General features: G+C 33.6%; 20 protein-coding genes. 13 read left to right on the top strand and 7 right to left on the bottom strand.

All coding sequences use genetic code 11. The annotated features are described in order from the left end of the window. Window positions 1-47: 47 nt before the first annotated feature. The 4 genes from hpt (at window position 48) to obgE (ending at window position 3,826) form a co-directional block, all read left to right on the top strand. The gene (gene hpt, locus SD960_RS04565; RefSeq protein WP_042565854.1) at window positions 48-578 is read left to right on the top strand and encodes a hypoxanthine phosphoribosyltransferase; all 531 of its coding nucleotides are present in this window, start codon (window positions 48-50) and stop codon (window positions 576-578) included. A gap of 76 nt (window positions 579-654) precedes the next feature. Then, window positions 655-1,227, top strand: a complete 573-nt coding sequence (locus SD960_RS04555; protein ID WP_318801166.1) for an adenylate kinase — start codon at window positions 655-657, stop codon at window positions 1,225-1,227. Window positions 1,228-1,453: 226 nt separating this feature from the next. Next, a complete protein-coding gene (locus tag SD960_RS04550) occupies window positions 1,454-2,728 on the top strand; it encodes a hemolysin family protein (protein WP_318801165.1) in 1,275 nt (424 codons plus the stop codon). A 96-nt stretch (window positions 2,729-2,824) separates the two neighbouring features. After that, window positions 2,825-3,826 (top strand): GTPase ObgE, encoded by a 1,002-nt coding sequence (gene obgE / locus SD960_RS04545; RefSeq protein WP_318801164.1) that lies wholly within the window; start codon window positions 2,825-2,827, stop codon window positions 3,824-3,826. A gap of 104 nt (window positions 3,827-3,930) precedes the next feature. On the opposite strand, the gene SD960_RS04540 is transcribed toward obgE, so the two are convergent. Further along, window positions 3,931-4,461, bottom strand: a complete 531-nt coding sequence (locus tag SD960_RS04540) for an outer membrane beta-barrel protein (RefSeq protein WP_318801163.1) — start codon at window positions 4,459-4,461, stop codon at window positions 3,931-3,933. Window positions 4,462-4,773: 312 nt separating this feature from the next. Here SD960_RS04540 and SD960_RS04535 point away from each other — a divergent pair, with 312 nt between their 5' ends. The 7 genes from SD960_RS04535 (at window position 4,774) to SD960_RS04505 (ending at window position 11,859) form a co-directional block, all read left to right on the top strand. Next, the gene (locus SD960_RS04535; protein WP_318801162.1) at window positions 4,774-6,918 is read left to right on the top strand and encodes a S46 family peptidase; all 2,145 of its coding nucleotides are present in this window, start codon (window positions 4,774-4,776) and stop codon (window positions 6,916-6,918) included. Window positions 6,919-7,032: 114 nt separating this feature from the next. Next, on the top strand, window positions 7,033-7,719 hold the full coding sequence (locus SD960_RS04530) for a hypothetical protein (protein ID WP_318801161.1): 687 nt from the start codon (window positions 7,033-7,035) through the stop codon (window positions 7,717-7,719). Between the two features lie 64 nt (window positions 7,720-7,783). Continuing rightward, window positions 7,784-9,139 carry a UDP-N-acetylmuramate--L-alanine ligase gene (locus SD960_RS04525; protein WP_318801160.1) on the top strand — a complete coding sequence of 452 codons (1,356 nt, stop codon included), beginning with the start codon at window positions 7,784-7,786 and terminating at the stop codon, window positions 9,137-9,139. A 128-nt stretch (window positions 9,140-9,267) separates the two neighbouring features. Beyond that, window positions 9,268-9,729 (top strand): GNAT family N-acetyltransferase, encoded by a 462-nt coding sequence (locus SD960_RS04520; protein ID WP_318801159.1) that lies wholly within the window; start codon window positions 9,268-9,270, stop codon window positions 9,727-9,729. Window positions 9,730-9,733: 4 nt separating this feature from the next. Next, the gene (gene radC, locus SD960_RS04515; RefSeq protein WP_318801158.1) at window positions 9,734-10,426 is read left to right on the top strand and encodes a RadC family protein; all 693 of its coding nucleotides are present in this window, start codon (window positions 9,734-9,736) and stop codon (window positions 10,424-10,426) included. Between the two features lie 3 nt (window positions 10,427-10,429). After that, window positions 10,430-11,116 (top strand): YjjG family noncanonical pyrimidine nucleotidase, encoded by a 687-nt coding sequence (locus SD960_RS04510; protein WP_318801157.1) that lies wholly within the window; start codon window positions 10,430-10,432, stop codon window positions 11,114-11,116. A 2-nt stretch (window positions 11,117-11,118) separates the two neighbouring features. Next, window positions 11,119-11,859, top strand: coding sequence for a hypothetical protein (locus tag SD960_RS04505; protein WP_318801156.1), 741 nt, complete (start codon window positions 11,119-11,121; stop codon window positions 11,857-11,859). A 14-nt stretch (window positions 11,860-11,873) separates the two neighbouring features. On the opposite strand, the gene SD960_RS04500 is transcribed toward SD960_RS04505, so the two are convergent. Next, window positions 11,874-13,151, bottom strand: a complete 1,278-nt coding sequence (locus tag SD960_RS04500; RefSeq protein WP_318801155.1) for a replication-associated recombination protein A — start codon at window positions 13,149-13,151, stop codon at window positions 11,874-11,876. A gap of 140 nt (window positions 13,152-13,291) precedes the next feature. On the opposite strand from SD960_RS04500, the gene SD960_RS04495 reads away from it, so the two are divergent. Both SD960_RS04495 and SD960_RS04490 read left to right on the top strand, forming a co-directional pair. Continuing rightward, window positions 13,292-14,056, top strand: coding sequence for a rhomboid family intramembrane serine protease (locus tag SD960_RS04495; protein WP_318801154.1), 765 nt, complete (start codon window positions 13,292-13,294; stop codon window positions 14,054-14,056). A 69-nt stretch (window positions 14,057-14,125) separates the two neighbouring features. Beyond that, complete coding sequence (locus SD960_RS04490) at window positions 14,126-14,635, top strand: hypothetical protein (protein ID WP_318801153.1); 510 nt, start codon at window positions 14,126-14,128, stop codon at window positions 14,633-14,635. Window positions 14,636-14,637: 2 nt separating this feature from the next. Here SD960_RS04490 and SD960_RS04485 read toward each other — a convergent pair whose 3' ends face one another. The 5 genes from SD960_RS04485 to SD960_RS04465 all read right to left on the bottom strand — a co-directional run bounded on the left by SD960_RS04485 (window position 14,638) and on the right by SD960_RS04465 (window position 22,350). Next, window positions 14,638-15,441: a DUF2490 domain-containing protein gene (locus SD960_RS04485; RefSeq protein ID WP_318801152.1), complete on the bottom strand. Its 804-nt coding sequence runs from the start codon at window positions 15,439-15,441 to the stop codon at window positions 14,638-14,640. 50 nt (window positions 15,442-15,491) lie between these two features. Further along, the gene (rlmB, locus tag SD960_RS04480; protein WP_042565870.1) at window positions 15,492-16,226 is read right to left on the bottom strand and encodes a 23S rRNA (guanosine(2251)-2'-O)-methyltransferase RlmB; all 735 of its coding nucleotides are present in this window, start codon (window positions 16,224-16,226) and stop codon (window positions 15,492-15,494) included. A gap of 86 nt (window positions 16,227-16,312) precedes the next feature. Beyond that, window positions 16,313-17,632 carry a hypothetical protein gene (locus tag SD960_RS04475; RefSeq protein ID WP_318801151.1) on the bottom strand — a complete coding sequence of 440 codons (1,320 nt, stop codon included), beginning with the start codon at window positions 17,630-17,632 and terminating at the stop codon, window positions 16,313-16,315. Between the two features lie 17 nt (window positions 17,633-17,649). Beyond that, window positions 17,650-19,092, bottom strand: coding sequence for a SusD/RagB family nutrient-binding outer membrane lipoprotein (locus SD960_RS04470; protein ID WP_318801150.1), 1,443 nt, complete (start codon window positions 19,090-19,092; stop codon window positions 17,650-17,652). 3 nt (window positions 19,093-19,095) lie between these two features. Then, a complete protein-coding gene (locus tag SD960_RS04465; protein ID WP_318801149.1) occupies window positions 19,096-22,350 on the bottom strand; it encodes a SusC/RagA family TonB-linked outer membrane protein in 3,255 nt (1,084 codons plus the stop codon). Window positions 22,351-22,397: the final 47 nt, after the last annotated feature.

Genomic DNA, 22,397 nt, shown 5'->3' with positions numbered 1-22,397 from the left:
TGTTTCTAATTCTGTATCTTTGTCCATTGTTTTAAAACAGTAAAATAATGATACAACTTCACGATAAACAATTTGTTCCGTTTATTTCGGCTAAAGAAATTGATTTTGCCTTAACCAAAATAGTAGCTCAGGTTGAAGATGATTTTGGCGACGATACGCCAATTTTTATCGGTGTTTTAAACGGTGCTTTTATGGTTGTTGCCGATTTCCTGAAAAAATACAAAAGTCCCTGCGAAGTTTCGTTTATAAAAATGGCATCTTATGAAGGAACAGAAAGTACCAATGAAGTAAAAGAATTAATAGGTATCAATCAGGATTTATCTGGCAGATCGGTTGTTATTATTGAAGATATTATCGATACAGGAAATACTATCGAAGAATTAAAACATCTTTTTAAAGCGCAAAATGTAAAACATTTTAAAGTTGCTACTTTATTTTTTAAACCTGAAGCGTATAAAAAAGACATTAAGATTGATTACGTTGGAATCAGGATTCCAAATAAATTTATTGTAGGTTACGGTTTAGACTACGATGGTTTAGGGCGTAATTTATCTGAAGTTTACAAATTAGCAGAATAAATTTAAACAAAACACAACTATATATTCATTTTAAACTTCTCGAATTACAGTCAGGAAGTCAAGAAACACTAACATTATGATTAACATCGTTTTATTTGGAAAGCCGGGAGCAGGAAAAGGAACTCAGGCAGAATTTTTAAAAGAAAAATATAAATTAACACATCTTTCAACTGGAGATATATTTCGTTTTAATTTAAAAAATGATACCGAATTAGGAAAAAAAGCCAGAGTTTTTATGGATAATGGCGAATTGGTTCCTTGCGAAGTTACCACGGCAATGTTAATCGATGAAGTAAAAAAACACCCTGATACTGAAGGGTTTTTATTTGATGGTTATCCAAGAACATTAGATCAGGCAGAAGCTTTAGATAAATTCCTGCCAACAATTGGTTCAAGTGTTACGGCAACAATCGCATTAGAAGCCGATGACGAAATTTTAGTAGCACGTTTACTGGAAAGAGGAAAAACAAGTGGCAGAGCAGATGATCAGGACGAAGAGAAAATTCGTGTAAGATATCAGGAATACAACGAAAAAACAGCGCCATTAATTGGTTATTATAAAGAACAAGGTAAGTTTTATGCCGTAAATGGTATCGGAACAATCGAAGAAATTACAGAGCGATTAACGTCAGTTATAGATAATTTGTAGAAGCTTTTTCCAGCTGTACGTGAAATCCCGATAGCTATCGGGACGCTAAAAAAAACTATTTTTCTAACCATAAAGGAGGCTTCTTCCGATGCTTCGGAAGTCAGCTGTTTTCTGGCAAGAAAAATTAGTTTTTTTAGCTCCGGGCTTTTCTTTTTCATCTGGGCTATAATGCATCGAGGTTACAAATTACATTTAACGGACTATTATTTAACGAATAAACCACAAATTGGAAATACTAATAATATTTTTTCTAATACTATTAAACGGAGTTTTCTCCATGTCGGAGATTGCACTGATTTCGGCTAGAAAGAACAGATTGGAAACAGCTGCAAAAAAAGGAAATAAAAGTGCCAGAACAGCTCTGGATTTAGCCAACTCTCCAAACAAGTTTTTATCAACCGTTCAAATTGGAATTACCTTAATTGGTATTTTAACAGGTATTTATAGTGGTGATAAAATCACAGTAGATGTTGAAACTTTTGTAACCGGATTCGAAGCTTTAAAACCTTATGCACATTCAGTTGCAGTAGGGATCGTAGTTGTAGTTTTAACTTTTTTCTCTTTGGTTTTAGGCGAATTACTTCCAAAACGCATCGGATTAAATTATCCGGAATCGATTGCAAAAATGGTAGCAATGCCAATGAAAGTAATTTCGATTATTACAGCCCCGTTTATTTGGTTATTAACATCTTCAACAGATTTTTTATTGAATGTTTTTCAGATAAAACCAACTGCTGACGGAAAAGTTACCGAAGAAGAAATTAAAGCCATCATTAAAGAAGGAACTGAAGTTGGGGAAGTTCAGGAAATTGAACAAGATATCGTAGAACGTGTTTTTCATATTGGCGACAGAAAAGTAAACTCGTTAATGACACACCGTAAATCGGTTGATATGTTGCCGTTAAATGCAGATAAAGCCAGAATTAAAGAATTGGTTTTAATGGATTTACATACTGTTTATCCGGTTTATAGCGATAACTATGATGATATTGTAGGTATTGTGACACTAAAAAATATATTTGCCAATATCGAAAGCGATCATTTTGATTTGCCGGCCATCATGACAGATCCTCCGTATTTAATGGAGCAGACAACCGCTTATAAAGCATTGGAAAATTTTAAAAGAACAGGTGTTCATTACGCTTTGGTTTCAGATGAATATGGAGTTTTTCAGGGAATAATTACGCTGAATGATATTCTTGAAGCATTAGTAGGAGATGCATCTGAGTTTTATAAAGATGAGTTTCAGTTAATCGAAAGAGAAGATGGTTCGTGGTTGGTTGACGGGCATTATTCGCTGCATGATTTCTTAACGTATTTTGAGTTAGACGAATTAACAAACGATTACGAAGTAAATACGGTAAGCGGAATGATTATGACCGAGCTTTCGCATATTCCAAAAGAAGGCGAAAAATTAATCTGGCAAAAGTTTGTACTTGAAGTACTAGATATGGACGGTGTAAAGATTGATAAAGTGCTGGTAAAAGCGCTTAAAGAGTAAAAGAAAATTTGTTTCAAGTTTCAGGTTTCAAGTTTGTTGACGTTCTGTTGATTAACCTGAATCCTGAAACTTAAAACTATATATAAACAAGGAAAAATGACAGAAGGAAATTTTGTAGATTACGTTAAGATATATGTTTCTTCCGGTAAGGGAGGAAAAGGATCTACACATTTACATAGAGAGAAATTTATTGAAAAAGGTGGGCCTGACGGAGGTGATGGTGGTCGCGGTGGACACGTATATTTGGTTGGAAATAAAGGTTTATGGACATTATTTCACTTAAAATTTGCTCGTCATATTAAAGCCGGTCACGGCGGAGATGGAGGAGGAGACCGTAGTACGGGTGCTGATGGAGAAGATAAATTTATCGAGGTACCTTTAGGAACTGTTGTAAAAGACAAGGAAACCGGAGAAACTTTATTCGAAATTACAGAAGACGGAGAAAAAAGAATTCTTTCAAAAGGAGGAAAAGGAGGGTTAGGAAACTGGCATTTTAGAAGTTCAACAAATCAGACTCCAAGATATGCGCAGCCAGGTTTGCCTGGTGTAGAAATGGATGTGATTCTGGAACTTAAAGTTCTGGCAGATGTTGGTTTAGTAGGTTTTCCAAATGCTGGAAAATCAACTTTATTGTCTGTATTGACTTCAGCAAAACCAAAAATTGCCGATTATCCTTTTACAACCTTAAAACCAAATTTAGGAATTGTCGCTTATAGAGATTTTCAATCGTTTGTAATTGCTGATATTCCGGGTATTATTGAAGGTGCTGCCGAAGGAAAAGGTCTAGGACATTATTTCCTGCGTCACATTGAACGTAATTCAACATTGTTGTTTTTAGTTCCTGTTGATACACCGGATATTAAAGGAGAATATGATATTTTGGTGAATGAGTTAACCAAATATAATCCTGAAATGCTGGATAAGGAACGCTTGTTAGTAATCTCAAAATGTGATATGCTGGACGATGAATTAAAGGCTGAATTAAAACAAGAATTAGATGTTGCCTTTAAAGATGTTCCTTATATGTTTATTTCATCTGTTGCTCAGCAAGGTTTGACAGATTTAAAGGATAAACTTTGGAAAATGTTAAATGAGTAAAATCTTTATAAAATAAAATAAAAAACCCGACAGTTAATAGCTTGTCGGGTTTTTGCTTTTAGCGAATAACAAAAGCATCTCGGGTTTATCTTTTAATTCAAAGATTATAGTCCGAAATTTTTAGATACACCAATGTTAAATGTTTTTCCAAAATCAAAACCTAAACGTTCTTGTCTTAGATCATTTTTACCATCAATGTTGTCGTAGTTAACACCTCCGATAGAGAAGTTTAAACCAAATCCTCTTTTCATATTAATAAACAAAGCAGGAGTAAGATTTACATACATTCCTTTTGCATTATTTACAGATGCATTTTGGTAACCTGCACCTAAATCTGCATAAACCGAGAATAATTCAGAAAGTGGTGTAGCATAACGTACAAAACCTCCAATTTTATATTTCTCTGCACTGTCTGATCCTGTGTTTTTAAAAGTTGCTATAGAACCTTCAACTCCTGCAGTCCATTTGTCTGCAAATTGGTATCCAATTTTTGGAGAAAATTCAAAATTTTCTGATTTGTCGTTTCCTAGTTTTTCTGAAGAAAACCCAACATTCCCACCTAATAACATTGATCCTTTTTGTGCATTAGAAATAGTAACTACCAATAAGGCTAATGCAAGTAAAAATTTTTTCATTTTGTATTTGTTTTAAATTTAAAAGCAAATTTAGACAAACATAATTGTAAGAATTGATTTATGTTAATTATTTTTAATTGAAAGTTAATTTTTACAAATTTTATAATTTCATCGTGATTTCTTTTTACTTTCTTTTAGATTTTAATAAGTTAATTGATTTTTGGTTCTCAAAATTGATTTAAAGTTTGTCTTTTGTGAATTATGAATTTCGCAATACTGAGATAAAATACATTTGATATGTTTTGTATTTAGAGATTTATTTTATGTATTGTTGCGAAAATGCGCTATATTCGCATACTTAAACAAAATAACATGAAAAAAATAGTTTTATTCTTGACCATGTGCTTAATGGCTTTTCCTGTAAGAGCTGATGAAGGAATGTGGTTTTTGATGTTTATCGAAAGATTAAACCATAGAGATATGGAAAAAATGGGCTTACAATTAACGTCCGAAGAAATTTACAGTATCAATCATCATAGTTTAAAAGATGCTGTTGTTCAGTTTAACGGAGGTTGTACTGCCGAAATTGTATCTAAAGACGGATTGGTTTTAACAAATCACCACTGTGGGTATAATGCAATTGCTGAATTATCAACTGCAGAACAAAATTATTTGAAAGATGGTTTTTGGGCAAAAGAGAGAAGTGCCGAGATGAAACCAAAATCATTATACGTTCGTTTCTTTGTTCGTATGGACGATGTTTCTAAAAGAATTTTATCGAAAGTAAACGATACAATGACTGAAACAGAAAGAAATAAAATTATTCAACAAGAAATTGCTTTAATTGAAAAAGAGAATAATGAAGGTGGAAAATATACAGTTTCTGTTCGTCCTTTCTTTCAGGGAAATGAATATTATTATTTCGTTTACCAGGATTATACAGACGTTCGTTTAGTAGGAACACCTCCTGAAAGTGTTGGTAAATTTGGTGGAGATACTGATAACTGGGAATGGCCGCGCCAAACAGGAGATTTCTCTATGTTTAGAGTGTATGCTGATAAAGACGGAAATCCTGCAACATATTCTAAAGAAAATGTGCCTTTAAAACCAAAACATTTTTTACCTGTAAGTATTAAAGGTGTAAAAGAAAATGATTTTGCTATGATTCTTGGGTATCCGGGAAGAACAAACCGTTGGATGCCGGCTGGTGGAATTGAGCAAAATATTAAATATGCTTATCCTGCGTGGGTTGAAGGTGCAAAAACCGGAATGGACCAAATGAAAAAGTATATGGATAAAGATGCTACAGTGCGTTTGCAATATGCCTCTAAATATGCTTCGACAGCTAATTACTGGAAAAACCGTCAAGGGATGATCGATGCTTTAACAAAAGCTGGAACAGTAGATGCTAAAACGGCGCAGGAAGATAAATTCTATGAATGGGCAACTAAACCGATAAATAGTGAAAAATACGAAAATGTAATTCCAACAATCAATGATTATTACAGAGAGACTAACTTAAAAGCACGTCATGATAATTATTTGATGCAGCTTTTACGTACTTCTGCTTACGCGGCAGGTCCTGCAAATTTAGGAAATGCATTGATCGCTTACTATGCTGAAAATGATGCTAAAAAAGCGGAAATGTTACCGAAGATTAATGCGATGATCGATAACCTGTATGGTGATTTTTATGCACCGCTTGAAAAAGATCTGTTAACAGCACAATTAAATTTGTATGCTTCTAAAGCTGCTGAATACGGTTTAGCTACACAAATAGCTAAAATGAAATCAGAGAATAATGGTGATTTCACTGCAGATGTTGCAAAAGCAACTGAAATAAGTTATTTTACAACTAAAGAGAAGGTATTGGCATTTATGGCTAGTCCAAAACCATTAGCAATTGTACATGATCCTTTGTATATTATTTCTAATGATTTGTTGACCAAATACCGTTCTAAAACAGACGATCAGGCAAAAGCGGATGATGGTTTTGCAACTGCTTACCGCGAATTGGTTGAAGGTTTAAGAGCATCAAAATTAAATGCGATTCAATATCCGGATGCAAACTCAACGTTGAGACTTACTTACGGAAAAGTTCGTGCATTGCCTGCTGATACTCGTAACGATGCTACAATAAACAATTATACAACCATGGAAAGTATGGTAAAAAAGTATAAAGCAGGAGATCAGGAATTTGATTTACCAGCTCGTTTGTTAGAATTGAATAAAGCAAAAGATTACGGTCAATATGCTGATAAAGCAGGATATATGCCAGTAAACTTTTTGACAGATAATGATATTACAGGAGGAAACTCTGGTTCGCCGGTGCTTAACGGAAAAGGGGAGTTAATAGGAATTGCTTTTGATGGTAACATCGAAGCTATGGCCGGTGATGTTATTTTTGATCCTAAATTACAACGAACAATCAATGTAGACATTCGTTATGTACTTTGGATTATTGACAAATATGCAGGTGCTAAAAATATTATTGATGAAATGACGATTGTAAAATAATCGAATTTAATAACATTTAAAAATCCGTCTTGTTTTACAGGACGGATTTTTTTTTGAATATTAATTTGCAATTAAAACTAAATGATGCATGTTATATTTCCTTATTTTTGAGACATGAAAAAATTACTATTTCTTTTTTTGTTTGTGCCACTTATACTTTGGTCACAAACTAATTTTGAAAAAGGAGAGAAATTCTTTCATTCAAAAAAGTATGATGAGGCTCAGGTTATTTTTGAAGAGATTTTAAAAATGAAGCCTACGGATATAAAAACGCTCGAATATCTGGGAGAGATTGAGGCTCATAAGAAAGCGTGGGAGAAAGCTGCTGTCTATTTCCGGAAACTTAAAGAACTAAAGCCTACTGTAGCTGATTATTTTTATAAATTCGGAGGCTGTCTAGCCATGCGGGCTATGGAAGTGAACAGGATTAAAGCTTTGGGAATGGTGGGGGATATGAAAGAATCTTTTGAAAAAGCGATTGCCTTAGATCCAAAACATATTCCGGCCAGATGGGCATTAATCGAAATATATTTGCAATTGCCGGGAATTTTTGGAGGAAGCGAATCAAAAGCGATTTCATACTCCAATCAGTTAGCACAATTGTCTTCGGTTGATGGTTATTTGTCGAGAGGAAGAATAGATGTTTATTTTAAAAGATATGCAGCTGCCGAAAAAAACTTTATAAAAGCTCATGAAATTGGTAAATCAAAAACCACGTTTCAAAAATTATATAATTTATATTTGAATAAATTAAATGACCCTAAAAAAGCCAGGGAATTAAAACAGAAATTTGAACCATAATTTAGGAGACTTCAAAATTGAATTCCATGAAATTGGAATTTGGAATTTAAAAATTGGAATTTAAATGAGAACACATTTTATCGCTATAGGCGGAAGTGCCATGCACAATTTAGCATTAGCATTGCATAACAAAGGATATAAGGTAACAGGTAGCGATGATGCTATTTTTGAGCCATCTAAATCAAGATTAGAAAAAAAGGGAATTTTACCTGCAGAAATGGGTTGGTTTTCTGAAAAAATAACATCAGATATTGATGCTGTAATTTTAGGAATGCATGCTAAAGCTGATAATCCCGAATTGTTAAAAGCTCAGGAATTAGGATTGAAAATTTATTCGTATCCTGAATTTTTGTATGAGCAATCTAAAAATAAAACGCGTGTTGTAATTGGTGGTTCTCACGGAAAAACAACTATTACCTCGATGATTTTGCACGTAATGCATTATCATAATATTGAAGTGGATTATATGGTTGGTGCACAATTAGAAGGTTTTGACACAATGGTTCATCTTACAGAAGAAAATGATTTTATGGTTTTGGAAGGCGATGAGTATTTATCTTCCCCGATAGACAGGCGTCCTAAATTTCATTTATATCAGCCAAATATTGCTTTAATCTCAGGTATTGCTTGGGATCATATTAATGTTTTTCCAACCTATGAAAATTATGTAGAACAGTTTGAGATTTTTATTGGCAAAATTACAAATGGAGGAATTTTAGTGTACAATGAAAATGATTCTGAAGTAAAACGAGTTTCAGAGGCTGCTACAAATCCAATTCGTAAACTGCCTTACATTACACCTGAATATACAGTAAGTGATGGCGTAACTTTGCTTAAAACTCCGGAAGGCGATATGCCAATTGAAGTTTTTGGAGCACACAATTTAAATAATCTAGCCGGAGCAAAATGGATCTGCCAAAATATGGGTGTCGATGAAGCTGATTTTTATGAGGCAATTGCAAGTTTTAAAGGAGCATCAAAACGTCTTGAAAAAATTGCAGAAGGAAAAGGAAAAGTTGCTTATAAAGATTTTGCCCATTCGCCAAGTAAAGTGGCAGCAACAACAAAAGCTGTAAAAGAACAATATCCGAACAGGACTTTAGTAGCTTGTTTGGAGTTACATACCTATAGTAGTTTAAATGCTGAATTTTTAAAAGAATACGAAGGAGCGCTTGAATATGCTGATGTAGCTGTAGTATTCTATTCTCCGGATGCAGTAAAAATTAAGCAATTGGAAGAAGTAACCTATGAGCAAATTTCGACTTCTTTTAATAGAAAAGATTTAATTATTTACACAAATCCTGTGGAGTTTAAAGAATATCTATTCCATTTAAATCTTGAAAATTCTGCTTTATTATTGATGAGTTCAGGTAATTATGGAGGATTGAACTTTGACGAAGTAAAAGCATTAATCGAATAAAGGAAATAAACTTAATTAAAAGAGAAATCGCTGCAATGCAAAGCTATGATTTCTCTTTTTTTATTTCTTTAAACTTTGTTGAGTGATTTTTCTTATTTTTCATATATTAGCCAATTAAGATTTTATAAATGAATCCAACTATAAAAGTTGTAAAAACAACTAGCGAGAATCCTGATTTTTTATTTTTGATTGAAACATTCGATACTTTTTTGTGGGAACGTTATCCGGAGTTAAAGAAAGAATATTGGGGAAATAATATAATTGAATTTAATTCTAATGTTTTTATTATTTATTTGGATGATGAGCCTGTTGCTTGTGGCTGTTTTAAAAAGTATAATAAAAATGCAGTCGAATTAAAAAGAATGTTTGTTTCGCCGAAAGCCAGAGGTTTGGGGTTAGCGCAAATGATAATTAGAGAGTTAGAAGTTGAGGCAAGAAATCAGGGTTTTGAAATCATGATTTTAGAAACTTTATATAAACAAATTGAAGCTATTAATTTGTATCAAAAAGTAGGATTTGAGATAGTAGATAACTACGAACCTTACATAGGTTTAACGAATAGTATTTGCATGAGTAAAACCATAATTTAGTCTTATGGAAGCAACTCATTTTCCAATTACAAATTGGTCAGAAGATGATCGTCCGCGTGAAAAATTAATGCTTAAAGGTAAAGAAGCTTTAAGCAATGCTGAATTAATTGCCATTTTGATTGGTTCTGGAAGCCGAAATGAGTCTGCCGTTTCATTAAGTAAAAGAATTTTAGCAAGTGTAGATAATCTTAATATGTTGGGAAAAATGTCAATCTCTCAATTAATGAATTTTAAAGGAATAGGAGAGGCAAAAGCAATTACTATTGTTTCGGCTTTAGAATTAGGAAGGAGGCAAAGGAGTGAAGATGCATTACAATTCAAAAATAAGATAACATCAAGTAAAGTCGTTTTTGAAATCATGCAGCCCATCATTGGTGAACTTCCTCATGAAGAATTCTGGGTGCTTTTTCTGAATAATTCGAATAAGGTAATTTCAAAATCACAATTAAGCAAAGGAGGAATTACAGGAACTATTGTAGATGTACGATTGGTGTTTAAGTTAGCACTTGAAAGTGGTGCTACAGGCTTGATTTTGTGCCATAATCATCCCTCTGGAAATCTTAATCCGAGTGATGCTGATAAAGAAATTACAATGAAATTAAAATTAGCAGGTGATAGTTTAGATGTTAAAGTTTTAGACCATTTGATTATTACTGAAACAAAATATTATAGTTTTGTAGATGAAGGAATCTTTTGAATTATGAATACGCATATAACCGACATTTTTTTCGATTTAGATCACACGCTTTGGGATTTTGATAAGAATTCTGAATTAGCTTTTGATCGAATTTTTAAAGAGCGATTTTCAAATGTAAAAATCGCGGATTTTATCGAAAAGTATATGCCTATAAATCAGGCGTGCTGGAAATTGTATCAACATGATAAAATTACGCATCAGGAATTGCGTTATAATAGATTGAAATATTCTTTTGATGCCTTAAATATTGAAATATCAGATAGTGATATTGATCAAATTGCCAATGATTATATTGAGACCCTTACAGATAACAATCATTTATTTGACGGAGCAATTGAGCTTTTGGAATACTTAAAACCTAAATACAAATTGCACATCATTACAAATGGTTTTGCAAATGTTCAGGATAAAAAAATCAATAATGCGTTATTATCAGGCTATTTCATGACAATTACAAATTCAGAATTAGCTGGCGTTAAAAAGCCAAATAGTATTATCTTTGATTATGCAGTTAATGTGGCTCAGGCTTCAAAAGAAAATTGTATTATGATTGGTGACTGTCTAGACGCAGATGTTAACGGAGCACTAAATGCGGGGCTTGATGCTATTTTTTTTAATGATAAAAAAATAGAAGCTCCCCAAAATATTAAACAAGTAAATCATTTATTAGAACTAAAAAAATATTTATAACTATGAAAATTAAATTTTTGCTGGTTACTCTTTTAATTTCTGTTGTTGGATTTTCGCAATCAGTTAACGATTATAAAGCCGTAATTGTGCCATTGAAATACGATTTCCTTAGAACAGAAAATCAATATAGATTGTCAACAATGACTAAGTCTAATTTGCTTAAAGCGGGTTTTCCTGCTTATTATACAAACGAGGATGTTCCTGCGGAATACGGTGATCGCTGTCAGCTTTTATATATTGATGTCAAAAAAGACAGTGGTTTTTTAGTAACCAAGCTTTACTTAGAGTTTAAGGATTGTTACGGAAAAGTAATCTATACTTCTGAAATTGGGAAAAGCAAGGAGAAAGAATATGAAGTAGCTTACAAAGAAAGTCTCGACCAGGCTTTTTTATCTGTAAATAAATTACATTATAAATACAGCGGTAAAACAATTACAAGTTCTTCTAAGGTAACTCCGGCGGTAGCTTCGGTTCCAGTTGAAACTGTAGCTGTTGCAACAACTCCTGTCGCAGACACTTCTGATCCAAATTTGCTTTATGCACAACCAACAGAAAATGGTTATCAATTAATTGATAAAACACCAAAAGTGATTATGAAGCTGCTAAAAACTTCCAGACCAGATTCTTTTATTGCCATAAAAGATGGGGTTCAGGGAACATTAAATGCAAAGGATAATCAATGGTATTTTGAATATTATCAAAATGACAAATTGGTTTCTGAAAAAGTTTCAGTTAAATTTTAAATAATAAATTTGGTTTAATATCCATATTTATCTTTCCAACGGTTCTTTAAAAATTCGCGGTTGCTATTCTCTCTTGAATTGCTTCCCGGATTGTAAAGAACCGTTTCTTTTATAGCATCTGGCAAAAATTCCTGTTCGGCAAAATTATTGGCATAATCGTGTGAGTATTTATAATCTTCGCCATATCCTAATTCCTTCATTAATTTTGTTGGTGCATTGCGTAAGTGAATAGGAACAGGTAAATCTCCTGTTTGTTTTACTAACTGTTGTGCATTTCCAATTGCCATGTATGAAGCATTACTTTTTGGAGAAGTTGCAAGGTAAATTGCGCATTGGCTTAATATAATTCGGCTTTCTGGGTATCCAATAGTAGAAACAGCCTGAAAAGTATTATTTGCCATTATAAAAGCGGTCGGATTTGCATTTCCAATATCTTCGCTCGATAAAATAAGCATTCTTCTGGCGATAAATTTGACATCCTCGCCGCCTTCAATCATTCGTGCTAGCCAATATACTGCTCCATTGGGGTCGCTTCCGCGAATTGATTTTATAAATGCAGAAACAATGTCATAGTGCTGCTCTCCGGTTTTGTCATACAAAACGGTATTTTGCTGTACCAATTCAAAAACACGATCATTTGTTATAATAATTTCATCGCTTGCAGTAGCATTAACTACAAGTTCGAAGATATTTAATAGTTTGCGACCATCACCACCAGAAAGACGAAGCAGGGCTTCGGTTTCTTTTAGAACGATGTTTTTTGAGGCTAATTCTACATCCGTTTTCATAGCACGATGCAATAGTGCTTCTAAATCTTGTTTTGTAAAAGCATTTAGAATATAAACCTGGCAACGGGATAATAATGCGGGAATTACTTCAAAACTGGGGTTTTCTGTGGTAGCACCGATAAGGGTGATCCAGCCTTTTTCGACTGCTGCCAAAAGTGAATCTTGTTGAGATTTACTAAATCTGTGAATCTCATCGATAAATAAAATAGGATTTTTAGCAGTAAATAGTCCACCGCTTTGTTTTGCTTTTTCGATTACATCGCGAATGTCTTTTACGCCAGAATTTATTGCGCTCAAAATATAAAACGGCCGTTTTGATTCCTGAGCGATAATCTGCGCGAGGGTAGTTTTTCCTGTTCCGGGTGGTCCCCAAAATATTAAGGAGGGAATAATTCCTTTTGAAATTTGCTGCGTCAATGATCCGTTTGGTCCAACCAAATGACTCTGACTAATATAATCTTCTAATTTCTGTGGGCGAATACGCTCTGCTAAAGGTGCTTCCATTTTGTAAAATTACTATTTTCAATTTAAATTTAATGATTTTAAAGGGTTACAAATCATAACAAAGGCTAGCTGACAAATTATCAGTAAATTGTATTTGGATAGTTTTTTGATGTTACAACATAAAACTAATTGTTGGATATATGAAAGACAATCATTTTAACTTTTCTACTGCCGTTATTGGATTACCTGTTTTGTTTGTGCTTTTCTTATGGGTTATTTATTGGATCCAGATTCGGTTTGATTTTGATTTTTATCAGTACGGAATTTATCCCCGTGATGTTTCAGGTTTACAAGGTATTTTATTTAGTCCTTTTATCCATGAAAACTTAGGGCATTTATATAATAACTCAATTCCTCTTTTTGTATTACTTGCAGCTTTGCAGTTTTTTTATCCAAAACAATCTTTTCCAGTAATTGCTTATGGAATTTTGTTTTCAGGTTTGATTACCTGGATTATTGGTCGAACCAATTATCATATTGGAGCCAGCGGATTAATTTATGTTTTGGTCACTTTTATTTTTTTTAAGGGAATCCAAACAAAATATTACAGATTAGTTGCTCTTTCTTTTGCAGTAGTATTGCTTTATGGTGGAATGATTTGGTATGTTTTCCCGGATGTTGATGCGTCTATATCATGGGAGGGGCACTTAGGTGGTTTTATTACAGGCTTTGTACTGACATTATTTTATAAAGCCCCAGAATATGCTAAGCCGATTGTTTATGATTGGCAAAAACCGGATTTTAACCCGGAAGATGATCCTTTCATGAAACATTTTGATGAAAATGGAAATTTTGTTAATACTGAAATGATTGAAGAAGAATCTGAAATTATTTCTACCTATTTTAATTCAGATGTTTTAGTTAATTATACCGTAACTAGAACAGAGTCAAGTGATAAAAATTAAATAGAAATGTCTGGTTTAAATTAAATGATTATTTTTGTTAAAATGATTTTTAATTTTATTTGCCAGATTATGAAAAAGATAAATTTTGCAATAGTTTTTTTAGTCGTTCTGGTTAGTTCAAAAATGATAGCGCAGTGCGATGTTAAAAATAGGGTATTGGCTGATGGAACAATGGTATATTATTTTGAGCCAGCAGTATTCTATTTTACCAAATCAAAATCATTAAAAATTAATATCGTAACTGATAAAGAGCATTATTTTATTGCATTGCAACCGACACCTTTTCCTCCTAAAAAAGAAGGTAAAAAAATAAAAGAAGATCTCATTATTCATCTTGCAGATAATAAGCCTTATAAAGTTACACATTATGATACGCAATACAGGCAAAATGATTCAGTAATGCAGGTTTTATATTTAATTGATGACAAAGATATAGAGGCTTTTTCTAAGCTGGAGGCTTTGGTCGCAGAAATTAATATGGAAGGAACAGAATTTGTTAGAAGCTATAAATTTAAATTACATAAAGATGCTATAATAGAACAATTGAATTGCTTCCTGAAGAAAGAAGAGGAGAAGTAATGCTACTCTTCATTTGAATTGGATTCGTTTTTATGTAATAATTTTTTATTTAGATTTTTAAAAAGATTATTAAAAGTAAGCGTTAGTGACGCCGCATTTACAATCTGGTTTTCATTGTCTCTCGGGAGATATTCATTGGCGTAAGCTAATTCTACTTGTATATCATCTGTAAATAAATATCCCGCACCTAAAATAAGTCTATTGCGATCAAAAAAACTAAGACCTGTGACTTTGGTTTCAGATTTAAAGAATAGCTCGTCAGAAGCAACAGCATAAATAACACCTTCACGAAGGACTTTACTATTGATTGGCTGAATATATTTTATTTGTTGGCGGTATCTTAGAACATTTTCAAAATCGTCATCTCCATTTTTCATATGACGAAGTTCTATTCTCGTTCTTGTGCTTAAAGTATATCCTGTTTTATGGAAATAGTATATTCCTTGTAGAGCAAATCTCCATTCAGGAGATTTAAATTGCCCTATTTCCGGTACATCTTTGTTGTCGTAATAAGCCAAAAATGTTGAAAGTTTCCAACGTGGAGACAGGTAATAATGTCCCCATCCTCTAAAAGATCGTTGAATGTTATTTTGAAAAATATTAGATGATGTTTCTGTACTGCTATATGAGCTTCCTAAGTTTATTTCAGTAGACCATTTGGCATTTATAGTTCTGTTGAATTGAATTTCGTTCCAGGACTGGCCATAAGTTTTTGTTTGAGAGTAACCAATGCCCATGGTCAAAAATGTTGCAATTGTGCAGCAAAGTTTTTTGATTGATATGTTCTGAGCAAATTTGGAAGACATCAAGTAATAGTTTAAATATTTATTTTGGCATCTTAAATTCTAAATCATTTTTAACTTCTTTGGCGTACAGTTTCGTATAAAAATGCTCCACAAGCAACAGATACATTTAGTGATCCAATTGTGCCAAACATTGGTAGCTTTGCTTTTTCATCAACAATTTTTAATACAGAAGGATTTATACCTCTGTCTTCTGATCCCATAATAATTGCTAGGGGCTCATTCAAAGATAAATCATAAATGTTTTGATCTGTTTTTTCGGTGGCAGCTATAGTTTTGATTCCGGAACCTTGTAAATAGAATATGGCATCTTTAATATGTTCAACTTTACAAATAGGAACATTGAAAACTGCGCCTGCAGAGGTTTTAACTGTGTCTCCGTTTACAGGAGCAGAACCTGCTTTTTGAACAATGATTCCATTTACACCAGTACATTCAGCTGTTCTGATGATGGCACCGAAATTACGGGCATCAGAAATTTGATCTAATATTAAAAATAATGGTTTTGCACCAGATTCGATAGTTGATTCTACAAGGTGTTCTAAGTCAATAAAACCGATTGGTGAGATTGTTGCAACGGCCCCTTGGTGGTTATTTGGAGTTAACCTGTTTAATTTTTCTACAGGAACATAGGAGAAATTTATGTTAGCGCGTTTCATCACTTTCATTAAATCTTTCATTAATTCTCCAGAAATTTCTTTTTGGATGAATACTTTGTCTACTTCTTTTCCTGCCTGAATTGCTTCTATAATGGCTCTAATTCCAAATATTTGATGTTCTTTTTCCATGAAGCAAATATAGGTATAATGTTTATATAAAAAAAAACCACCAGCGTGTGCTGGTGGTTTTAGTTCTACTTAGAGAATATTTTTAATTACGGAGCAGGAGTAACAACAACTAGTGGTGAAACAGGTGTTGTTTCTGTTGCTTGATATAAAACTCCTTCTTTATAAGAGAATGATAATTTTTGACTTGTAGTACCAGCTACGTGATCAGTAACTTTTATTAATCCGTAGTATGTTACGTCTTTAAAGTTAGGTTTTTCTACAGTTCCTAAATTAACATTTCTAGTGATTTTGTATAAAACAACATCATTAGTGTTTAAATCTGATACTCTTAATACTTTATTAGCATCAGTTGCAGCGTTGAATTCAGTTTCAGCCGCAAATAAATTTGCTGTTTCATAAGTTAAAGCAGATTTAACGAATTGAACTCTAACATCATTTCTAGATTTTACAAATCCAAAATCTTCTTCAAAAGTAATTTCAGATTTACTTGAATCACCACTATCATAATTTAATCCACTTGCAAAACTAAATTTACTTGTCTCATCAGAATTTGAAAGAGTTCCAGATTTTTCAGCATCAAATACTTGATCAGCAAATGTAACCGTTGTAGAAATTGTATCTTGTTGTCCATCAGAACCAGTTACAACAAATCGGTAAGTAATTTTGTCACCTGCAACTAAACCTCCATAAGTTGCATATGGGATGTTAGCTATATCAATAGTTTGGGTAGTTGTTGAAAGTGGTAATACTGCATTGTCAAACTGCGTAAATGGACCAGTAGCACTATTTTTAGACCATGAACCAACTACACTAGTTACTACAGTTCCTGGATTTGTAACAGTTGCATAGTAGATTTTTACTGTTGCAGGATTTTTGTATTTTACAGTAGAAACTCCACTTGTTGAGCTAGTTGTTTTAGGTAAGCCAGCAGCATTAAGGACTTTCCAAACAATTCCTTTTGCTACTGTAAGCGTGTATATTGCTCTTGTAGTTGATCCATCAGAATAAGTTGAAACAACAACTAATGGAAATGTTCCAGTTTTACCTGTTAGGGTTGTAGTACCATTAGAAGTAACCGGGAATACATCAAAACTGCCTAATGTAGAAGTGTTGAATGTAGCAGTTCCATCAGTTCCTATAGTAGCGTCAGAAACCTTAGCTCCCAATACAATTGGATCTGAAGTTGTTTCTGCGGCATTTTTATAAATCTCAATTTTGGTAGCCGTTACGCCTTCTTTTGTATAGACAGTAATTGGTAAATCAAAATTTGTGTCCAAGCGGCTAATTGATGCCTGTGGTACTGCATTACCTCCTACAGATGTGTAATCTATATCATCATCTGATGAACAAGATGCCAAAGCTGCAATTAATGCGAAGGTAGCAATTTGTTTTATATATTTTTTCATGTTTGTATTATTAAGTATTAGAATTTATCCCAGAAAACTTTTGTAGTAATTTCATTGTCGCCCAATTTGGTTACTGCAGCTTCTAAACTAGCAGCATTAAGCGTTTGTTCTCTGTTAGGATATGAATAACGTTTTGGAACAGAAGTGATATCACCATAGGTTATTTCTGGTACCTGTAAAGCAGGGTAATCCAGTCTTCTGTAATTAGTCCATGCTTCAAAGCCTCTATTGAAAAAAGCAATCCAAGATTGTTCTCCAATTTTTTGTTTCCATGTAGCACTACTGTAAGTTACATCAGGTGTTCCTAAATAAGCAGAAATATCAGCAGCAGCTACACCCCAATCTTGCATAGATGCTGTAATAGCAGCATAGTAATGAGTTGAAGCATCTCCGGAAACTAATCCTCTTTCAACAGCCTCCGCTAATAAAAACTCAACTTCTGAATAAGTAAATAATACTCCAGGATAAGTTGGATCTTGTATAGTAGGAGTTAGGTGAGAATAATTGTCATAAACATTTAATGCACCATAAACTCCACCTTTGTATGTTCCGTTAAATTCAGTGAAAAATTTAGGTCTTCTAGGATCACTAAGAGCATTTAATCTGTTTACAAATGTATCAGCAGGCAAAAAGTCAAAACGTCCAGATGCAACTAAATCAACATATAATGGGTTAGCATTTGGTTGAGTAGCAGCGTAAGTCATATAAGTCCCTTGTGCACTTGAAGAAATTAAACCATCAGCAACTGCAGCTGCAGCTTCTGTAGTAGCATATGCATGATCAACGTCGTCCATATTGATTGCCATTCTTAAACGTAATGAATTAGCAAATCTTGCCCATGATGCAGCATCTCCGTGGTAAATTAAATCAGCATCACCAAAGCTACCTGCGTCAGTATCTAATGCATTTGATGCAGCAGTTAATTTAGCAATAAGATCTTTATAGATTGTTTGAGCATCATCATACTTAGGTTGAGGAAAAGCAACAATATCTAAAGCTTCAGTGTAAGGAACATCTCCAAAAGTATCAACTAAAATACCATATGAATATGCAGTTAAGATATCAATGATGGCAATTTTATTGTTGATAACAGCTAAATCTTTTGGTGTAGCACCAGCTTGTTGATCAACTAAAATGCTTTTTGCCTCTTTGTAATCTCTTAAAACATCACGGTAATATGTTGTCCAGTGAGCATCAGGAATAGTACGTCCTGTAAGATCATATTGACTTTCTTGAGGGTACTGAACTTCAGTCCATTGTTGAGCAAGTAATCTGAAAACATTAAAGTTAACAGAAGTACTTGTTACCTGGTCTACCATTGCATGTTCTGCATTAGTAAATAGGTAATTAGCTTCGGTGTAAGTTGGACGTTTTGTGTCCGTGTTTAATCCTGTAATGTCATCAGTACATGATGCAAACAAAGATAAAAGCGGTATTAATATAAGAAGTCTATTTTTCATAGCTTAGAATTTTATTGTTAAGTTGCAACCAATGTTTCTAGTGGTTGGTAAAGATCCGATAGATAAACCTGAAGATCCAATGTTAGATCCTAATCCACTTTCCGGGTCAGCTTCTGGAAGATCTTTGTCGATTATCCATAAGTTAGATCCAACAAGTGAGATTTTTGCATCAACTAATTTTATTTTTTGTACTAATGAAGATGGTAAAGTATAAGTAATTTGTACTTCTCTTAATTTAATAAAACCAGCATCATAAACGTATTGACTTCTTGGTCCGCCAGAATAACTATTTACAATTGCTCCACCAGAAGAATAAGCAGTTCTAGTAGTGTTTGGAGTTCCATCAGCGTAAACACCAGGAAGGATTACACCACCACCATCAGCTAAACTATTTCTTTTAGGAAGACCTAAATCATTGTTACCTACAGTAGACTCAGATAAACCTGTTCCTACACCGTACCATTGGTCAGTAGAGAAAATATCTCCTCCTTTTTTCATATCAATTAAGAAACTGAAAGAAAGACTTTTGTATGTGAATTTGTTACGAAGACCACCAATCCAATCTGGGTTGATATCTCCAATAATGTTGTTTGTAGATGTGTTGATTACATATCTTCCAGTTGCAGGGTTGATGATTTTTTGACCATCAGCAGTGTAAGTGTAATCTGTTCCTTTTAAGATTCCAAAAGGTTGTCCAACTACAGCATTCAATGTAACACCTCCAGGGTAAGAACCACCAACTTGTAAGTTAGATACACCATCAGCTAATGCAGTCACAGTGTTGTCATTTTTAGACCAGTTAACAGTAATGTCCCAAGCAAAGTTATTTGTTTTAATTGGAGTAGCATTAAATTGAACCTCGATACCTTTGTTTTCAATTGTAGCAGCATTTACGTAACGAGTTGAGTTACCTGTAGCTGTAGAATAAGGTACAGGGATAGCCTCACCATCATTCACGTTTTTGTATAAACTCACGTCAAATCCAACTCTTTTATTTAAGAACTGCATTTCAAGACCAATCTCTTGTGTTTTAGTTTTAATTGGCTCTAAGTCTGGATTGTTTTTTGTAATGTTTACAGAGTATTGTTGTTGTCCATTGAAAGAGTTGATTTTTTCATATGTATCAACTAAAGCCAATGTTGGAGTTCCAAGTGGACTTTCAGAGTAACCTCCTCTTAATTTACCAAATGTTAACCAGCTAGCGTTAATGTTTTTAGTGAAAACCCAGCTACCTGAAACAGAGTTACTGAATAATGAGTTGTTTCCTTCTGGTAATTGAGAGAAAGCATCTCTTCTTGATGTAGCATCAACGAAAAATTGATCCATAAATCCAACAGAAGCAGAAACGAAATAACTGTTTACTCCAGTTTTAGTTTCTCTTTCATAAGGGTAAGGACTTGCAGAAACAGAGTTGTCTAAGCTATAAAGTCCTGGAATGATAAGTCCTCCTTCAGTTGAAGCAGTAATTTGATTGAAATAGTTTCTTCTTATAGTTCCACCGGCAACTCCAGTTAAGTTCCAGTTTTCACCGAAGTTCTTTTTGAAGTTCAATAACAAATCATAGTTTTGCTCAGAATAGTTACCGTTGTAACGTTGGTAACCTGAAGTTTCATTGAATGCGTTAATACCGAAAGTTTTACCAACTGAACCAACAGCTAATCTTTCTTCACGAATTTCAGAATATGAATCTGTAGAGATTTTTGCAGTTGCAGAAACCCATTCAGCAATTTTATAAGTAAAGTTAGCATAACCTACGAAACGGTTTCTGCTATCATTTTGATAGTTTTTGTAACGGTCAAAATATGGGTTGTTCCAGTATGCAGGGAAACCATTAGCAGCAGAAAGTCTGTTCCAAGTAATGTTTTGTCCACCTGAAGCATTGTACGCTTGCTCTAATTGTTTCAAGTCTACGTTTGTTTGCCACCATTGACGGAAACCAGATACTAAGTTGTCGCTATATCCAGTCATGTTTCTACCTGTAGTAGCCTGATTAGAGAAGTTAGCAAAAGTACTAAGAGATAATCTGTCAGTAAATTGGTGGTTTAATTTTAAACTGAAGTTGTTTTTCTTTAATTCACTATTTGGTAAAATACCAGTTTGATTAGTATTTGAATAGTTGAAAACTAAATTAGTTTTTTCGTTAGCATCTTCAAAAGAGATACTATTTACTAATGATAAAGAATTTTTAAAGAATGCGTTTGGATCGTTTTTAGCACCTGTCCATGGAGTTTGTTTTCCATAGTTATTGTTTCCAGGATAGTTTGAAAAAGCATCCCATTGGTAAACATTTAAACTTGGGTCAAAAGCATCTCCTACAGAAGCATCGTCTCCCATAGCAACTACTAAATCAGCTACTCCATCACCATCAATATCTTGCTCTCCGAAAGAACCTCCGTAACCACCACCATATTGTTTTTGGTATTTAACGAAAGTATCTTTGTCTGGTGAACCAGAAACTACTTCAGAAGAAACAGTGATTCCAAGACCTTTTTTAGCTCTACCTTTTTTAGTAGTAATCATTAATACCCCGTTACCAGCTAAGTATCCGTATAATGCAGATGCAGCAGCACCTTTCAATACGTTCACACTTTCGATATCTTCTGGGTTAATATCCATACCATTATTTCCGTAGTCATAACCTTGAGCTCCTCTAGATTGAGATGTAGTACCGTCATTAGTATTGTTTGCATTGTTAATTGGCATACCATCAATAACGATAAGCATCTCATTACTTTGGTTGATAGCTTTAACACCACGAGAGATAGCACTTGTAGATCCACCAAAGTTAGTGTTTCTTCTAACGTTAACACCTGCAACTTTACCAGAAAGTTCATTTAAGAAGTTTCCACTTGAAGTTCCAGATTTTAAATCTCCTCCTTTTAATTCCTGAGTTGCATAACCAAGAGATTTTTTCTCTCTTTTAACACCTAAAGCTGTTGTTACTACAACACCTTCAAGTTCTTGTGCATCTCCTGCTAATTTTACATTAACGCTTGATGAACTTGCAGCTACTTCTTGAGTTTTCATCCCGATGTAGCTAAATACCAAAATTTGGCTTGTTGATGCTTTGATAGAGTATTTACCATCAAAATCAGTTTGCGTTCCGGATTTTGTTCCTTTCACTAATACACTTACACCTGGCAAAGGCATACCTGCATTATCAGTAACAATTCCTGAAACAGCTCTTTCTTGCGCAAAAGTTAGTTGCGCCACTAGTACTAATAAAAGCACTAAGAATCCATTGAACTTTAGTTTCATTTTTAAATATTTTGAATTAGTATCGCAAAACTCTTAATAATTTGTTA

It is taken from the genome of Flavobacterium sp. MMLR14_040 (assembly GCF_033657265.1).
GTDB lineage: Bacteria > Bacteroidota > Bacteroidia > Flavobacteriales > Flavobacteriaceae > Flavobacterium.
This window is presented reverse-complemented; position numbering and strand designations above follow the sequence as displayed.

Coding starts and splice junctions, on each gene's coding strand:
- hpt (WP_042565854.1), top strand. CDS start 48: ATGATACAACTTCACGATAAACAATTTGTTCCGTTTATTTCGGCTAAA.
- SD960_RS04555 (WP_318801166.1), top strand. CDS start 655: ATGATTAACATCGTTTTATTTGGAAAGCCGGGAGCAGGAAAAGGAACT.
- obgE (WP_318801164.1), top strand. CDS start 2,825: ATGACAGAAGGAAATTTTGTAGATTACGTTAAGATATATGTTTCTTCC.
- SD960_RS04540 (WP_318801163.1), bottom strand. CDS start 4,461: ATGAAAAAATTTTTACTTGCATTAGCCTTATTGGTAGTTACTATTTCT.
- SD960_RS04535 (WP_318801162.1), top strand. CDS start 4,774: ATGAAAAAAATAGTTTTATTCTTGACCATGTGCTTAATGGCTTTTCCT.
- SD960_RS04530 (WP_318801161.1), top strand. CDS start 7,033: ATGAAAAAATTACTATTTCTTTTTTTGTTTGTGCCACTTATACTTTGG.
- SD960_RS04525 (WP_318801160.1), top strand. CDS start 7,784: ATGAGAACACATTTTATCGCTATAGGCGGAAGTGCCATGCACAATTTA.
- SD960_RS04520 (WP_318801159.1), top strand. CDS start 9,268: ATGAATCCAACTATAAAAGTTGTAAAAACAACTAGCGAGAATCCTGAT.
- radC (WP_318801158.1), top strand. CDS start 9,734: ATGGAAGCAACTCATTTTCCAATTACAAATTGGTCAGAAGATGATCGT.
- SD960_RS04510 (WP_318801157.1), top strand. CDS start 10,430: ATGAATACGCATATAACCGACATTTTTTTCGATTTAGATCACACGCTT.
- SD960_RS04505 (WP_318801156.1), top strand. CDS start 11,119: ATGAAAATTAAATTTTTGCTGGTTACTCTTTTAATTTCTGTTGTTGGA.
- SD960_RS04500 (WP_318801155.1), bottom strand. CDS start 13,151: ATGGAAGCACCTTTAGCAGAGCGTATTCGCCCACAGAAATTAGAAGAT.
- SD960_RS04495 (WP_318801154.1), top strand. CDS start 13,292: ATGAAAGACAATCATTTTAACTTTTCTACTGCCGTTATTGGATTACCT.
- SD960_RS04490 (WP_318801153.1), top strand. CDS start 14,126: ATGAAAAAGATAAATTTTGCAATAGTTTTTTTAGTCGTTCTGGTTAGT.
- SD960_RS04485 (WP_318801152.1), bottom strand. CDS start 15,441: ATGTCTTCCAAATTTGCTCAGAACATATCAATCAAAAAACTTTGCTGC.
- rlmB (WP_042565870.1), bottom strand. CDS start 16,226: ATGGAAAAAGAACATCAAATATTTGGAATTAGAGCCATTATAGAAGCA.
- SD960_RS04475 (WP_318801151.1), bottom strand. CDS start 17,632: ATGAAAAAATATATAAAACAAATTGCTACCTTCGCATTAATTGCAGCT.
- SD960_RS04470 (WP_318801150.1), bottom strand. CDS start 19,092: ATGAAAAATAGACTTCTTATATTAATACCGCTTTTATCTTTGTTTGCA.
- SD960_RS04465 (WP_318801149.1), bottom strand. CDS start 22,350: ATGAAACTAAAGTTCAATGGATTCTTAGTGCTTTTATTAGTACTAGTG.